General features: G+C 68.7%; 14 protein-coding genes and 1 pseudogene. 9 read left to right on the forward strand and 6 right to left on the reverse strand.

The annotated features are described in order from the left end of the window. Positions 1–745: 745 nt before the first annotated feature. The gene (locus ACFU9P_RS00245) at positions 746–910 is read right to left on the reverse strand and encodes a hypothetical protein (RefSeq protein WP_384076524.1); all 165 of its coding nucleotides are present in this window, start codon (positions 908–910) and stop codon (positions 746–748) included. Positions 911–1,587: 677 nt separating this feature from the next. Here ACFU9P_RS00245 and ACFU9P_RS00250 point away from each other — a divergent pair. Next, entirely contained in the window at positions 1,588–2,451 is an 864-nt protein-coding gene (locus tag ACFU9P_RS00250) for an SDR family oxidoreductase (RefSeq protein ID WP_384076526.1), read from the forward strand. A gap of 250 nt (positions 2,452–2,701) precedes the next feature. Here ACFU9P_RS00250 and ACFU9P_RS00255 read toward each other — a convergent pair whose 3' ends face one another. Continuing rightward, positions 2,702–3,355 (reverse strand): hypothetical protein, encoded by a 654-nt coding sequence (locus tag ACFU9P_RS00255; RefSeq protein ID WP_384076529.1) that lies wholly within the window; start codon positions 3,353–3,355, stop codon positions 2,702–2,704. Positions 3,356–3,995: 640 nt separating this feature from the next. Here ACFU9P_RS00255 and ACFU9P_RS00260 point away from each other — a divergent pair. The 3 genes from ACFU9P_RS00260 to ACFU9P_RS00270 all read left to right on the forward strand — a co-directional run bounded on the left by ACFU9P_RS00260 (position 3,996) and on the right by ACFU9P_RS00270 (position 6,133). After that, positions 3,996–4,976 (forward strand): helix-turn-helix domain-containing protein, encoded by a 981-nt coding sequence (locus ACFU9P_RS00260; protein WP_384076531.1) that lies wholly within the window; start codon positions 3,996–3,998, stop codon positions 4,974–4,976. Between the two features lie 165 nt (positions 4,977–5,141). Next, positions 5,142–5,627: a rhodanese-like domain-containing protein gene (locus ACFU9P_RS00265; protein ID WP_376380954.1), complete on the forward strand. Its 486-nt coding sequence runs from the start codon at positions 5,142–5,144 to the stop codon at positions 5,625–5,627. Beyond that, the gene (locus ACFU9P_RS00270; protein ID WP_384076534.1) at positions 5,621–6,133 is read left to right on the forward strand and encodes a GNAT family N-acetyltransferase; all 513 of its coding nucleotides are present in this window, start codon (positions 5,621–5,623) and stop codon (positions 6,131–6,133) included. Before ACFU9P_RS00265 ends, ACFU9P_RS00270 begins: the two co-directional genes overlap by 7 nt. A gap of 576 nt (positions 6,134–6,709) precedes the next feature. On the opposite strand, the gene ACFU9P_RS00275 is transcribed toward ACFU9P_RS00270, so the two are convergent. Further along, positions 6,710–7,393 (reverse strand): 1,4-alpha-glucan branching protein, encoded by a 684-nt coding sequence (locus tag ACFU9P_RS00275; protein WP_384076537.1) that lies wholly within the window; start codon positions 7,391–7,393, stop codon positions 6,710–6,712. Positions 7,394–7,721: 328 nt separating this feature from the next. Between ACFU9P_RS00275 and ACFU9P_RS00280 the strand changes: the two genes are divergently transcribed. Next, positions 7,722–7,970 (forward strand): hypothetical protein, encoded by a 249-nt coding sequence (locus ACFU9P_RS00280; RefSeq protein ID WP_384076540.1) that lies wholly within the window; start codon positions 7,722–7,724, stop codon positions 7,968–7,970. Further along, a pseudogene (locus tag ACFU9P_RS00285) lies at positions 7,967–8,599 on the forward strand (ATP-binding protein). Before ACFU9P_RS00280 ends, ACFU9P_RS00285 begins: the two are co-directional and overlap by 4 nt. A gap of 35 nt (positions 8,600–8,634) precedes the next feature. On the opposite strand, the gene ACFU9P_RS00290 reads toward ACFU9P_RS00285, so the two are convergent. Together ACFU9P_RS00290 and ACFU9P_RS00295 are read right to left on the reverse strand one after the other, a co-directional pair. Further along, positions 8,635–9,300, reverse strand: coding sequence for a nitroreductase (locus tag ACFU9P_RS00290; RefSeq protein ID WP_376380971.1), 666 nt, complete (start codon positions 9,298–9,300; stop codon positions 8,635–8,637). 157 nt (positions 9,301–9,457) lie between these two features. Further along, entirely contained in the window at positions 9,458–10,069 is a 612-nt protein-coding gene (locus ACFU9P_RS00295; protein WP_384076543.1) for a helix-turn-helix domain-containing protein, read from the reverse strand. A gap of 143 nt (positions 10,070–10,212) precedes the next feature. Between ACFU9P_RS00295 and ACFU9P_RS00300 the strand changes: the two genes are divergently transcribed. Then, a complete protein-coding gene (locus ACFU9P_RS00300; RefSeq protein WP_384076546.1) occupies positions 10,213–11,205 on the forward strand; it encodes an alpha/beta fold hydrolase in 993 nt (330 codons plus the stop codon). 1,032 nt (positions 11,206–12,237) lie between these two features. Here ACFU9P_RS00300 and ACFU9P_RS00305 read toward each other — a convergent pair. Further along, complete coding sequence (locus tag ACFU9P_RS00305) at positions 12,238–13,005, reverse strand: calcium-binding protein (RefSeq protein WP_384076549.1); 768 nt, start codon at positions 13,003–13,005, stop codon at positions 12,238–12,240. 131 nt (positions 13,006–13,136) lie between these two features. Here ACFU9P_RS00305 and ACFU9P_RS00310 point away from each other — a divergent pair, with 131 nt between their 5' ends. Beyond that, positions 13,137–13,409 carry a hypothetical protein gene (locus ACFU9P_RS00310; protein WP_384076551.1) on the forward strand — a complete coding sequence of 91 codons (273 nt, stop codon included), beginning with the start codon at positions 13,137–13,139 and terminating at the stop codon, positions 13,407–13,409. 69 nt (positions 13,410–13,478) lie between these two features. Continuing rightward, a complete protein-coding gene (locus tag ACFU9P_RS00315) occupies positions 13,479–13,943 on the forward strand; it encodes a peptidoglycan-binding protein (protein ID WP_384076554.1) in 465 nt (154 codons plus the stop codon). The last annotated feature ends 41 nt before the right edge of the window (positions 13,944–13,984 follow it).

The raw sequence follows: 13,984 nt of genomic DNA on the forward strand, positions 1-13,984 counted from the left end.
ATCATCGAGGAGATCGCGGAAGAGACGGCCGAAGAGATCGGCGGCGAGGCCGCCGAAGAGGTCGTCGAAGGACTCTTCGACTGACCAGGCGTCCATGGGATGCGGCAACGGTCCGACCCGCACCGCATCCCATGGACGAAGCGGAAGCTGGTGGCAACGAAGACTGCCGCCTCCCGAACCGCGGAAGCCGCGGCAGGCGCTTCCAACACGGCCTGACAGCCCTCACGCAGTGGATGGAACGAGAAGGCGCCCACCGGCCGGGCCCCGGCCTGGCCGGCCGAGCAGCTGTGGTGTGCGGGCCGGACCCCGACGGCATCCGTACATCACGCTCAGATGCCGCAGGCGCGCCACAGCGGAAGTGGTCCAGGGATGCGCCGTGATGCAGGAGGCCGCCGCGTTCGCGGAGAAGCTGCCGGAGCCGGAGCAGGGCGGACATGCGCTCCCAGTCGGACGGCAGGGCGCCGCCGTCCCACAGGCACGGGGCAGGCATGGGGCCGCCGAGGTGGCGCAGCACTCCGAGGCCGGCAAGTTGCCAGACAGCGGCGAGGAAGGCACAGGACCAGGTGCGACGTCCGTCCCGGTTGTCGCTGAACAGTTCAACGTCCAGGAAGAATTGAGTGGCCGCGGCGCTGCGGTCTCCTCGGGCAGCTGCCAGCCGACGGGATCGGCCATGGCGCTGTGCCGGTCCGGGCTGCGCAGGCCGTTGGCGAGCCAGCCCGTGCGGTGGACGGGCTGGCGGCGGCCGTCACTGCTGGGTGGCAGTGACTCGACGAGGCGGTACAGGACCGCCCTCGCAGGCCGGGCGGCGAGTGGCCGCGCAGGCCGACTCCCGGACAAGGTAGTCGATGGTCAGGCTCGCGCGCCGGGTCTCGTCGAGGACAAGGGGGACGAGTTCGGCCGGGGTGGACAAGCGGGTGAGGTAGTCGTCGACGAGGAAGCAGGTGCTGATACGCGGCGGCCCGCCGGGCGGCGCAGACGTTCGCCGCGTCAGCCCAGGCGCGTACCTCGGCGAAGTGCTCGCGGAGTCGTTCGGGGCCCGCCTCGAAGTCTTCCACGTAGAGACGGCCCAGTTCGAGGGAGAGGTGGGCGAGCGGCACAGACCCGGTGCAGAGCACGGTAGGGGCCTCCTGGAACACGGACTCCATCATCACAGCGCTCTCCGCGACGCCGCCGCGGAATACTCAGTTGGACGCAACAGAGGTGCAGAAAGAAGCTCCCGGATTGACTCTGGGACAGGGAGCGCCGTGAGAATTCAGGTTAACTGCTGGACTTCACAGAAAGCGACCGCCATTAGACCATGACCGATGGCACTGGCCAACGATCACGGAGCATCACCCATTTTTTTGCGACGCCCACCTCGATGGCAATCGGGAATTGGAATATCACGGTGCTGCGCGACGCCGAGAATCGGTCGTGGTCTCAGCATCTTCGAGTTCAGCGGCCCAGCGTGCGGCCTTTCAGAGAAGGCGTGCTCACATATGACGGACAGCATGCTGGCATGCCACAGTCTGTTCCACGTCGAGCTCACTCGGCGGCCAGGGCCTCTATGACCGTTGGAACCAGCAACACGAAGGGAAGCGCATCAACATGACGAGACCGGTACTCAAGAAGGTCCTCATCACAGGAGCGGGTACTGGCTTCGGGTATGAAGCCGCCATGCGCTTGGCGGAAAAGGGTTTCGCCGTGATCGCCGCGGTGGAGATCTACGCCCAGGTCCAGATGCTGAAGCGGCAGGCGGCCGAGCGAGGGGTGAGCCTGCAGGTCGAGAAGCTCGATGTCACCAACGAGGGTGATCGTCGCAAAGCTCTCAACTGGGGTGTGGAGATCCTCGTGAACAACGCAGGAGTCGGCGAAGGTGGTTCAGTAATTGACATTCCCGCACCGAACATCCGGCACCAGTTCGAGGTCAACGTCACCGGACCGCTGCTCCTCACTCAGGGGATCACCAAGCAGATGATCAAGCGCGGCGCCGGAAGAATCGTTTGGGTCTCATCCCGAGAGGGCCTGAACGTCAACCCATTCACCGGCATCTACTCCGCTTCCAAGCACGCGGTCGAAGCGATCGCTGAAACCATGGCCTACGAGTTGCAGGAGCACAACATCGAAGTCGCCACGGTCAACCCGGGGCCATTCCTGACCGGCTTCAACGACCGGATGTTCCAGACCTGGGAGAGCTGGGAGGACGACCCGTCTCAGCGGCTTTTTGACTACTCCAAGCTCGCCTTCCCCCGAACGCAGTTCGATCCTGAAGCGGTCTATGCGACGTTGACGTCCGTCGCTGCCGGAGAGGTCGACAGTTTCCGCAATCTGGAGCCCATGTCGATGCTCGAAGAGACCAAGCGCCTCCAGCAGGTTCCCTGGGAGCGCAAGGTCACGGATGGCCTGGGGACCCGGCATCAAGCCATCCAGCACTCATACGAGATGCAACCTGAGACTCCCGTCGCCGGCTGACCGCTCCCCATCGGACCGGAAACAGCACCCTCCAGGGCAGCGAGGACCCCACGTCTCGGCGCTGCCAACGAGAGGGACGAGAACAGTCCGGTCGGCGTTCGGGACCCACCGGCTGTCGCGGGCCGTTGAACACTTCCCGGGGCAGGGGTACGGCGGCAGTGCTGAGTGTCTCGAAGACCTGAAGTCCTCCAAGGTAGATCTCGTCGCCTTCCGGGGCGTTTTCCTTGCTCGCCTTGAGGAAACGCGGCCGTCATCGCCTTCGTTCCCCGGTCGGCATCCTCGCCGTCGGCGGGGCCGAATTCGTCGCGGTGCGCGCCGAACCACCCGGCGGCCCACCGGGCCGCGTGGTCCTCGCGGCGGACAACCGCGATCGCGCTGATGTACGGCGCCCGTTGCGTCCGGCGATCGCGTGGAACTCCCCGAGCGCACCGTCGGGCTCGATGGAGGCTTGCAGGGTGAGGTCGCCGTACATCGCGGAGAGAACCATGCGCGGTGAGGCGAAGGGCATCGGCCGCGCGCCTGGGTTGTCCAGCACGACTATCAGCGGCCGGCCCCGGCCCTGCAGACCCCTGAGCTGGCCCGCCGCCTTCCTGATCTGTTTGCGGATCGGGGCCAAGGCTTTCTGCAGCGACCGCGTCGTCACCTGGCGCTCCACTGCGTTCCCGAACATCCCGTGCGTCTCGAACGCCCTCACCGCCTTCCCGCTGGTGCCTTCGGGCATCGGCGGTGCGAGTTGTCGGGGCCAGCTTGTCGATCTCTCATAGAGGCGGTCTTCGCCGGGCGGAGTTCGCGAGTCGTTCGGCGAATGCTTCGACGAGGCCGCGGAGTTCATCCGGGCGTTCGATGGCGAAGGGCCGGTCCAGGGAGGCGAGTACGGCAGGCAGCCGGTCGAGCCGGTGCGCACGCACTTCTACCCTACACCAGCACTCCGTCACCGGGACTGCGCTGTCCGGGGCAGGCAGTTCCGTCACAAGCGCGATGCCGGCGGGCAGCCGGGCATGGATCGCTCGGCCGTCCCCTGGATTCGCAGGGTCACCTCATGCTGGTACGGAGCCGTGGCGAGCCCTGTCAGGACTCCTTCGCCGAATCGATTCCGACAGCTGGTTCTCACACCAGTGATGCGGTCCAGTCTGAAGATCCGGTCCTCACCTGCCGAAAGATCCGCAGCGCATCATCTCCCGCAACTGCTCCGTCGTCAGAGCCGGGGTCGGGCGCGCGGGGGCGCCATGGCTCCCAAGGTCGAAGGCACTGACCACGACACGGAGATCATGATCACTGAGATCGGAGCGGTACGGGATCGTTCCGAAGAGCCCCTCGCTCCGGTACAACTCCCGAGCGCGACCGCCCGGACGTAATCGGCGGGAGAGATTCGGCAGGACTCAGATTCGGGGCCAGGCTACCGGCGGCACCGGTTCCTGCCCCACCATCGACCAGATCCCCAACCCCGTAACAGCCCCGGCTGGGCCATGGCTCCCCTGTCCAGTCGCTCCCTCTCACCGCCCACACCGTCATGGCGGGATCTTGGTGATTGTTAAGATCCAGCCATGACGAAGATGCATGTGGTAGCTGTACTGGCCTTCGATGGGATGGCGCCCTTCGAGCTGGGCGTGGTGGTGGAGGTCTTCGGCCTGTCCCGGCCCGAGCTGGGAGACCTGCCCTGGTACGAGCTGCGGGTATGCGCTGAGGAACCCGGCCGGGATCTGCGTGCGGTGGGCGGGTTCACGCTGCGTGCCGAGCACGGGCTCGATGCGCTGTCCGCGGCGGACACGGTGATCGTGCCAGGGGTGGCCGAGGCCGGGGTGGAGGTCTCGCCCGCCCTGGTGGAAGCGCTGCTGCGGGCCCATGCGCGAGGGGCGCGCCTGGTGTCGATCTGCTCAGGGGCGTTCGCGCTGGCCGCGACCGGGCTGCTGGAGGGCCGACGCGCCACCACCCACTGGCGCTACGCCCGCGCGCTTGCCGAACGGCATCCCGGGATCGAGGTCAACCCCGACGTGCTGTACGTCGACAACGGCGATGTCCTCACCAGCGCGGGCAGCGCGGCCGGTATCGACCTGTGTCTCTACCTGGTCCGGGCCGATCACGGTGCGGCCGTCGCCAACGCGGTGGCGCGCCGCTTCGTCGTTCCGCCGCACCGCGAGGGCGGGCAGGCCCAGTTCATCGAGGCGGCAGTGGGAGAGATCGACCCCGAGGGCGACGGCATCACGCAGAGCATGAACTGGGCGCTGCGCCATCTGCACACCCAACTGTCCGTGCCCGCCCTGGCCCGGGCTGCGTGCATGTCGGAACGCTCGTACCTGAGGCACTTCACCCGCCGCAACGGCGTGAGCCCCATGCGCTGGGTCATCGCCCAGCGGGTGGCCGCCAGCCTGCCACTGCTCGAGTCCGGCGAGGGCACCGTGGACGAGGTAGCCGCCGCGGTCGGCTTCGACAGCACCGCAACGTACCGGCACCACTTCACCCGCCAGATGCGTACGACGCCGACGGCCTACCGGAAGACGTTCACCCGCGTCCCCACGCACTCATAAGGGTCACTCCGTACGCCGATGACTGGCGGAATCTTGGCGACCTGAGGCGTTTACGCCACTCGTAGGACGGACGCAGGGATCAGACGATGGAGCAGTCGTCGGCCGGGGAATCCCGGCACGGCCCACCGGACCCCGTCCCGCCCAGCAAGAACAAGAGGTACCCCCATGTCTGCCACCGCTTCCGCCGAGATCACCAGCGCCGCCCTGAGCGTGCCCGCAGCCGCCCCGGCCGAGGCCGCCGCACACTACGCCGCCCGTCTCGCCTTCGAGGCGGATGTCTCCGACGTCCACGCCGATCTGGCATCCGGCGCGCCCGGCGTCGTGGTGGTCGACACCCGCAGCAATGCCGCGTGGGACCAGGGCCACATCCCCGGCGCCCTCCACATCCCCACCGCACAGATCGCCGACCTGGCACCGCAGCTGATCGACCGGGCCCAGACCGTCGTCACCTACTGCTGGGGCCCCGGCTGCAACGGCGCGACCCGCGCGGCGCTGGCCTTTGCCCGCCTCGGCTACCAGGTCAAGGAAATGCTCGGCGGCTTCGAATACTGGGCACGCGAGGGCTTCGCCTACGACACCGCCACCGGTGCCGAACAGCGCCCTGTCGATGACCTGACCGCCCCGCGCTCGGGCATCTCCTGCGCATGCTGAAAGACACCGCGCGGCCGGGCGGCGTGATCCGTCCGGCCACCACGGCCGACCTGCCGGCGATAGCCCATCTGTGCGCCGCTCACGCTGCCTTCGAGCGCGCCGAACCCGTGCCTGCTGATCTCGCCAACCGACTGGAGCCCGTGCTGTTCTCGGCACGTCCGAGAGCATGGTGCCTCGTAGTCGACCGCGGAGGCGACCTGATCGGTTACGCCACCTGTTCCCTGGAGTTCTCCACCTGGCGGGCAACCGACTACGTCCACCTGGACTGCCTGTTCATCACCGAACCGCACCGGGGAGAGGGCTGGGGGCACGCCCTGCTCAGCGCCGTGAAGGACACGGCAGCAGCCCGCGGCGCCACACAAATACAGTGGCAGACGCCCGACTGGAACACCGACGCCATCCGCTTCTACCACCGCGCGGGAGCCCAAGCCCGGCCCAAGGTCAGGTTCGCACTCCCCGCCCGCCAAGCAGAAGAGGCCGCCCTGGCAGGCGGCATCTTGGCGTAGGCCAATCGGAGCGGCCCCCGAAAGGGAAGAACAGCGTCGCCCATGCCGATCGCCGGGCGAGGCCGTCCCGCGTGTCTTCACCGGCGCCTCCGACCCCGCCGTGGCTGGTTGCCCGCGCTGTGAGTTGCGGGCGCGGCTGTCCGGGAGGACTGGTGAGGCAGAGCGGCTGTGCCAAGCCGCCGACAGTGACTCAAACGGGCTTCTTGTTGCCGATATCGCCGAGGACAACACTTCGTGCTGCTCGCCGGATACGGCCGCCGACTACGACCGGTCACGCCGTCACCCACGCGGACAGGCCCCGGTGTTGCCTGACCTTGCGGATCGACCGGCGAGGGCGCGCGAAAGCAGCAAGAGAGCTCTGCGTAGTAGCTGAGAGCGGCCGGACCGTATATCGATCACCTCGCGAAACACCCAAGGGGGCAAATGATGACCAAGACGATATTCCGGAGTGCGTAAAGCGAATGGCCACTCGACCAGCACCAACTGCGGTCCGGGGTCAGGAAGCAGGCACTGGGCTCGCCCAGGGCAGCGGCACCCGGCCGCGTGATCGGCTCGGCCGGGTCGACTCCCGGATTCTCAACTGGGCCCGACAGAGGCAGCTTGTCCGCCGTTGTGCAGGACAACGAACAGTCCCCGGGCCCGCGTGCCATCCGGCATCTGCCAGGCACCGGCGATGTGGCCGGTCGCCTCCGCTGGAAGGACAGGCGTGTTGTCCGGGGCGGGACGCAGGATCCGGTGCAGGCGGAGGGCCGGACCATGCGGTGCAGACAGCTCAGTGCCCTCTTGGCCGTCGACGGCAGTGGCGGTGAAGTCCGTGGCGGCGGGGCTGTCACCGATACAGGAGCGGGTGACCTCCCGGTCGGCGGTATCGCTGGTGTTCTGGTCCTGGGCCTGGACCCGGCCCTCGACCAGAGCCAGCAACTGGGCGACCAGCACAGGGTCGTGGAACCCGTCGTAAGCCCAGCGCCGCCCCAGCACCCCGTGCTCCATAGTGCCGACGAGGGCGTGCTCCGCCCCGTCGAGCGGGGCACCACGATAGGTGAGCGGCACCAGGTAGGCGGTCGGCCGAGTGCCCGAGGTATCGGTGACCACCATGAACTCGATCCCGACCTCACCCTGGGGGTCGTCCAGCCGGAAGCCGCCGGCCTTGGCCAATTCCGGTTCGCCCGCGCCGCCGAAGTACCACGGCCGGGAGGGTAGCCAGGAGGTGAGCAGTTCCAGCTTGGCCGGCTTGAGAGCAACGTGATGGATGACAGCCATGCCGAGGACTCTCTTCCGTCGAGGGGGTGGCGACCTTCACATATTCCCATCTGCGCTTCGCCGGCGGGGCGGTTCTTCAGCCAACAAGATCCACGAGAGCGGCCCCGACCGAGAACCGCGTCGAGCCCTGCCCGGGGCGACCGCGCTGGAACAGGTCCATTCCGCAGGGAAGTTCACCCCGGTCCACGACGCCTGGTGAGCCGCTGCGTGCAGGGCCCACGGCGACCGGGACGCCACGACAGCGCTGATCGAGGTTCTGCTGCTGGGCCGGCACACGCGTCACGGGCATCTGGTCGCCGGACTCGCCACGGCCCCGCGGGCGGGAGCGATGGCCGCAGACGCGGCCGCGCTGGAGGCCCGCAAAGCGGCCGAGGCCGACGAAACCTTCGCCCGGGTGCCGTCCGAGTCTTCGGGACCGGACCGGTTCCGGCAGCCGAAGGTCACGTCGCTGACCGAGCGGAGGCCGGCACAACTGCCGCCGGACACCCGGGCACTGCCCTTGGCGGCCGTCCACGACCAGTTACTGGCGAGGACGCCGGCTGGCGGCCGGCCCACCCCCCGGGGAGAAGAACCATGACCGTTGAACACCACTGTGACCTGACCGAACAGGCCGCCGACGCGGCCATCGAAGCAGCCTGCAAGGCCCTGCGACTGCCCACGATCCGGAACCAGTTCGCCGATATCGCGACTGAGGCTGCCAAGGGCCGGACGACCTACCGCGGGTGCCTCGCCGAACCGCTGCTGGCCGAGTGCGACGACCGGGCCCGCCGACCTCCGAGCGCCGGATCAAGGCAGCCTCATCCCCGGGCTATCCCGTGAAGTACGTCCTCGCCACCAAGCTGGTCAACGAGTCGGCCGAGGCCGCCGACCAGAAGCAGCTGACCAAAACGATCGCCCGCTGCGGACGCGTCGATCTCCTGGCGATCGATGAGCTGGGGTTCATGGAACTCGACAAACGCGGCGCCGAGTTACTGTTCCAGGTCCTGACCGAACGGGAGGAAAAGAACAGCGTGGCCATCGCCTCCAACGAGAGTTTTGGAGGCTGGACGAAAACCTTCACGGATCTGCGGATCTGCCCGGCCATCGTCGACCGACTCACCATCGTCGACGGACTCAACTTCGGGCGGGAACATTGTCGAGACCGGCACCGACTCCTTCCGCCCCGCCCAGACCCGGGCCCGCACTGAGCGGAGCGACACCGACTGATAGCCCGTCTGCTGTGAGGATCACCGGTCAGCGGGTCACACTCCGATGAAGCGCACTGTTTCCGCCATGTCCGCCCGCCCGGTACGCACTCGTGGCACGCCCTCCTTCTCGAATCCCACCGCGACACCGCAGAACAGTACGAGTCCGTCATCGGCTCCGACTATCCGGCTGACAGTCCTGCGATACATCGTCCACATCACCTGGGGGCAGCTGTGCAACCCTTCCGCCCTCAACAACAGCATGACCGTCTGCAAGTACATCCCCGCGTCCCCCCACTGCCCGGGCCCCATCGTCCGGTCGACGTAGCAGAACAGTACGACCGGCGCCCCGAACGCCTCCGAGTTCAAGGCGGCGATCTTCACGGGCCTGTCAAGGTCGTCGCGCTCGATTCCCAGCGCTCTGTACCGCTGGGTGGCCGCGGCAGAAAAACGGTCCAGATACGGTGAGTTCAGTTCGGCCGGGTACATCGGATACTCCCGCTCATCACCCGGGTCTCCGGCCAGTGCCCTCGCTGTCGCACGCCTCTTCAGCTCGGTCAAGGGCTCGCCGGTCACGACATACACATGCCACGGCTGGAGGTTCCCACTCGACGGAGCCCGCGCCGCCGCAGCCAGCACTCGTTCGAGTACCTCTCTGGGCACCGGCTCATCGCTGAACGCCCGCACGGCCCTGCGACTGTCCACGGCTTCATACACATCCACGCCTTCTCGTCCTCTCACTCCATGGCGGGCAGCGAAGACACGGGGCTGATCATCGCACCCGGCGAGCGGACCAGGCGCGCCCGCTGCGCGATGCGGACACCGCCGAGGCGTGAAGCGCAGGCGCCGTCGCGGGAGGAGTGGTCCCGGACGCTGCGGGCTACCGGGCCCCGCGGCCGGGAGCCGCAGGGGTACGCGGTCGCAGGCGCTCCCCCTGCGGCCCGAACATGATCAAGTATTCGACCGGTCCGCCGGGCCCGGCGTTCGCGACTCCATGGGCGGTGCGGGTGTCGAACTCGGCGACGTCCCCGGCGGCCAGGACGAGGTCCTGCTCGCCGAGCGCGAGCCACAGCCGCCCGTACAGAACGCACAGCCATTCGTACCCGTCGTGGGAGACCTGCCGCGGTCGCGTAGGCGGCGCGTCGACGGCGGGCAGGACGTGCTTGTGGGCGTGCAGGCCTCCCACGTACCGGGTCAGCGGAAGCACCGCCTTGTCGCCGCCGGAACGCTGCGGCGCGGAGGGACGCGAGCCGGCCGCCGCGGCGGGTGCGGTTCCGGCCAGCTCGTCCAGGGAGATGTCGTACGCCTTCGCGAGCCGCAGGAGCACCTCCAGGGTCGGTTTGCGCCGTCCGGTCTCGACCCGCGACAGCGTGCTCAGCGAGATGCCGGTCGCACGGCTGACACCGGTGAGCGTGGCGCCGCGCTGCTCGCGCGCGGCCCGCAGCCGGGGGCCCATGGCCGCCAGCGTGCCGGTTACGCCGTCGTCCGTCATCGTCGCCCCGCTCCCTCCGGCCGCGCCGCCTGCACCGCTCCGTCCTGCAAGTTTGCCAGAATGGCAAGGCTGATCGCGTCGGACGGCCGCCGCGCCGCATGATCGGTGGGTAACCGCGGCCGCCCGTGAACCGAGGAGAAGCCATGCACCAGCCCGCGCCGTCCGCCGGCCTTCGCCACCGCACCATCGAGGCACCCGCCGGGCGCCTGCACCTGGTCGAGCAGGGCACCGGGCCGCTGGTCCTGCTCGTCCACGGCTTCCCCGAATCCTGGTACGCCTGGCGCCACCAGCTCCCGGCCCTCGCGGCGGCGGGATACCGGGCCGTCGCGCTCGACGTGCGCGGCTACGGCCGCTCCTCCAAGCCGGCCGCGACGGACGCCTACCGGATGCTCGACCTGGTGGAGGACAACGTTGCCCTGGTGCACGCCTCGGGCGAGGAGACCGCAGTGATCGTCGGGCACGACTGGGGCTCGAACATCGCGACGGCCTCCGCCCTGCTCCACCCCGAGGTCTTCCGCGCCGTCGGACTGCTGAGCGTCCCCTACGCGCCGCCCGGCGGCCCCCGCCCCACCGACATCTTCGGTCAGATCGGCGGCCCCGAGCAGGAGTTCTACGTCTCGTACTTCCAGGAGCCCGGCCGTGCCGAGGCGGAGATCGAGCCCGACGTCCGGGGGTGGCTCGCGGGCTTCTACGCGGCCCTGTCCGCCGACACCATGCCCGCCCAGGGCGAGCCCGACCCGCACTTCGTGACCCGTGACGGCGGCAGGCTGCGCGACCGCTTCCCCGGCGGCAAACTGCCCTCCTGGCTCGGCGAGGACGACCTTGACGTGTACGCCGGGGAGTTCGAGCGCACCGGCATGACCGGGGCCCTCAACCGCTACCGCAACATGGACCGCGACTGGGAAGACCTCGCCCCCTACCGCGGCGCCCCGATCAAGCAGCCGTCCCTGTTCATCGGCGGCGCCCTGGACGCCTCCACGACCTGGATGGCCGACGCGATCGACGCCTACCCCGCCACCCTCCCCGGCCTGGCCGCCTCCCACATCCTGGACGGCACCGGCCACTGGCTCCAGCAGGAACGCCCCGAGGAGGTCAACCGCCTGCTGACCGGCTGGCTCGCCTCCCTCCGGGGCTGAACCGCCAGGTGTGCCGACCGGGCTCGGCCGCCGACGCCCCGGATCGGCACGCCCGAGGACGGCACCCGGGCCCCGGCCATCAGCGCAGCGTGGCCCCCGGCGCGAGCAGGCCGGTCACCTCGGCGATGGCCTCCACCTTCGGGAATGCGCCCGGCGGCGGTACGGCATACCCCCAACACCTCGCACCAGAAGCGAGTGACGCTCCGGTTCTGCGCAGTCGAAGGTGACCCGGAACTGCTTGATCGACGTCACCGCTCCCCCATACTGGCGCGTGCTGTTCAACGAGGCCCTGAGGACTGCGTGGTCCATGGGAAGCCGGCCAAGTTCTGGACGGAGTTGTACAGACTTCCGGATGACCGGGAGTGCTGGAACTGTGATGCCATCAACATCACCCCGGATCCACCGTGGACACCAGCCGAGTAACCAGTTGGTGTGTGACAGCGGGTGAGGTGTTCCGGCCTGCCGGCGGGCTGTTGTTCAGATGGCTGCGGTGCGGTCGGAGACGAGGCCGGCGATGGCCCGGCAGGTGTCAGGCAGGCGGTCGCGGCGATAGGTCCTGCGGGCCCGGCGGGCCAGTTGCTTCCAGCGTTTGTGATCTGCCAGGGCGTGGTCGACGGTGGTACGGCTCGGGACGAGTGCCCGTGACGGCCACGCACCCACCGTTCGAGGAGGACCATCCCCGTGGGCGCGGCGAGCAGGTCCAGTCCACCCGTCTCGAACTGTCCGGCTCGGTCCGGGCCGAGCGACGGCGCCGTCGAGAGTGGTCGTTGTGCTTCAGCCCCCGATGCACTCGGCCCCGCCGGTCATGCCGTCCCGCGTCTTCGTCGTCAGAACGGACCACTGCACGGCCGCCCCTCGGGAACGGGCCCTTGACGCCGGGGCGGTTCGCGTACCGACCTGCCGCGCGGCGTTACGGGCGGGCGGTGCGCGGCGTTACGGAAGGCCCCGGGAAGGGCATCGCGGCAGTGCGGGAAGCGGTACCACCGCGAGATCCGGTGGTACCGCTCCGTTCCTGCGGCGTGCTTCTTCGGGCTACCGGACGTCGACGTAGTCGGCGGCGGCCGTGGCCGCGGCGGTGGACGTCGTACCGGCGTAGGCAAGACGCCAGTATCCGTCGGCGGAGGCGCCGACCGTGGTCTTCAGCGCGCCCTTGCTGCTGGACGTGATGGTCTTGACATTGACGTACTTGGTCGTTCCGGCCTTGCGGAACTGGAGCACCACCTTCTGGCTTCCATAGCCGACGGCCTTGTGTGTCTCCCAGTTGGCCACGGCCAGTGAGCCGGTGACGGTGATGGGCTTGCCCTTCTTCACCGGCTCCGGCGCGGCGTTGACCGTCAGCTTGGTGGCGCGCAGCACCTTGAAGGTGAGGGCGGGGTCCTTCTGGATGTAGTGGCCGTCCATGCCGTTGGCGTAGGCCCACATCTTCCAGGTTCCGGCGTGCGCGTTCTTGATGGCGTCGAAGGTGTCGTTCAGGGTGCACGTATAGACCGGGACGGCGTGCTTGCCGCAGATGGGAAGGATCACACCCCAGTCGTTACGGCTGATATTCGTGCCGTGGTAGAGAATTCCGCCGGCGTCGCTGATGCCCTTCGGGTCGGAGACGGTCATCTTGACCGTCACAGGCGTTCTGCCGGAGACACCGAGCACGATGGGCTTGCCCCCGTTGACCACCACGCTGGAGATCCGGGTGTCGCCGTAAACGATATTGGCCTGGGCGGCCGGCACGGCGAGAGCGGACAGGGCCAGGGCGCCGGTGACTACGGTGGCGACGGCCAGGGTGGAACGCGTACGTGTGTACATGGATACCCCCACATCAGACGATCCCGCCGAACCCCCCGGCGGGTGACAATGACGTCAACCCGAGTGTGCGCAGGCCTCAGCGCCCTCAGCGAGGGTCTGCCCGCGAGCGTCGAGGGCCCGTCGTTCCCCTGTTGCCGGACACGGACATCGTCACCGGCCTCACCCGCCGACAGCCCCGTACGTTCATCGACCACGGGACCCACCACCGGGCTCCGAGGACCGGAGGCGCTCCCCTGTTCCTGTCGCTCGCGTTCGTCGGCTTCGGCCTGCTGCTGGGCCGCGACGGCTCGGCCTGGGCAGTCCTCACACAGGTACAGGCGCGGATGCGGGTGCGACTCGCGGTCTCTCAGTCCCGGGTGCAGCCGACCGCCTCCCACCTGGTCGTCTCGTCGGTGAACTTCTGACCGCGGTCCATGCCGACGTGGGCGGCTGGCGTCCGGTGGGTCGGGACCGAAAGGAGCCGTCTCCCGCGTGTGGCACGCAACACGAACACGACGGCGCTGAGGGCAAACGACCAGGCGGGACGGCAGTTCCAGGCCGCCGTCGCCTTCGCCGCTGCTCCGGCGGCGCAGGCCGGCGCCCCCGCCTCCGTGTCCCAGTCGGCGTCCGCAGCGTCGCAGCCGTCCGCCGGGCCCCTGGTCGCGGCGGCCAATCCAGTGCTCAGCATCGGCGACAGCGGAGCGGCGGTGGGCCGGTGGCAGCGGGCACTGAACGCTTTCATGAGGGACGCGCTGACCTGTCGGCCCACCCTCACCGTGGACAACGACTTCGGCACCAAGACCTACAACGCGACGGTCTGCTTCCAGAACAACCGGAGGATCTCCGCCGACGGCATCGTCGGCTCCCAGACCTGGGGCAAGATGTGCGACTACCTCCTGTACCAGACCGACTGGGCGTCCCAGCCTTACGCCCTCGACGCCTACCTTGAGTCCTGCTGAGGCTCAGCCACCACGGTTGACACCGGGTACGGCGGGTGAGT

Source organism: Streptomyces sp. NPDC057617, from assembly GCF_042800555.1.
Taxonomy (GTDB): Bacteria; Actinomycetota; Actinomycetes; order Streptomycetales; family Streptomycetaceae; genus Streptomyces.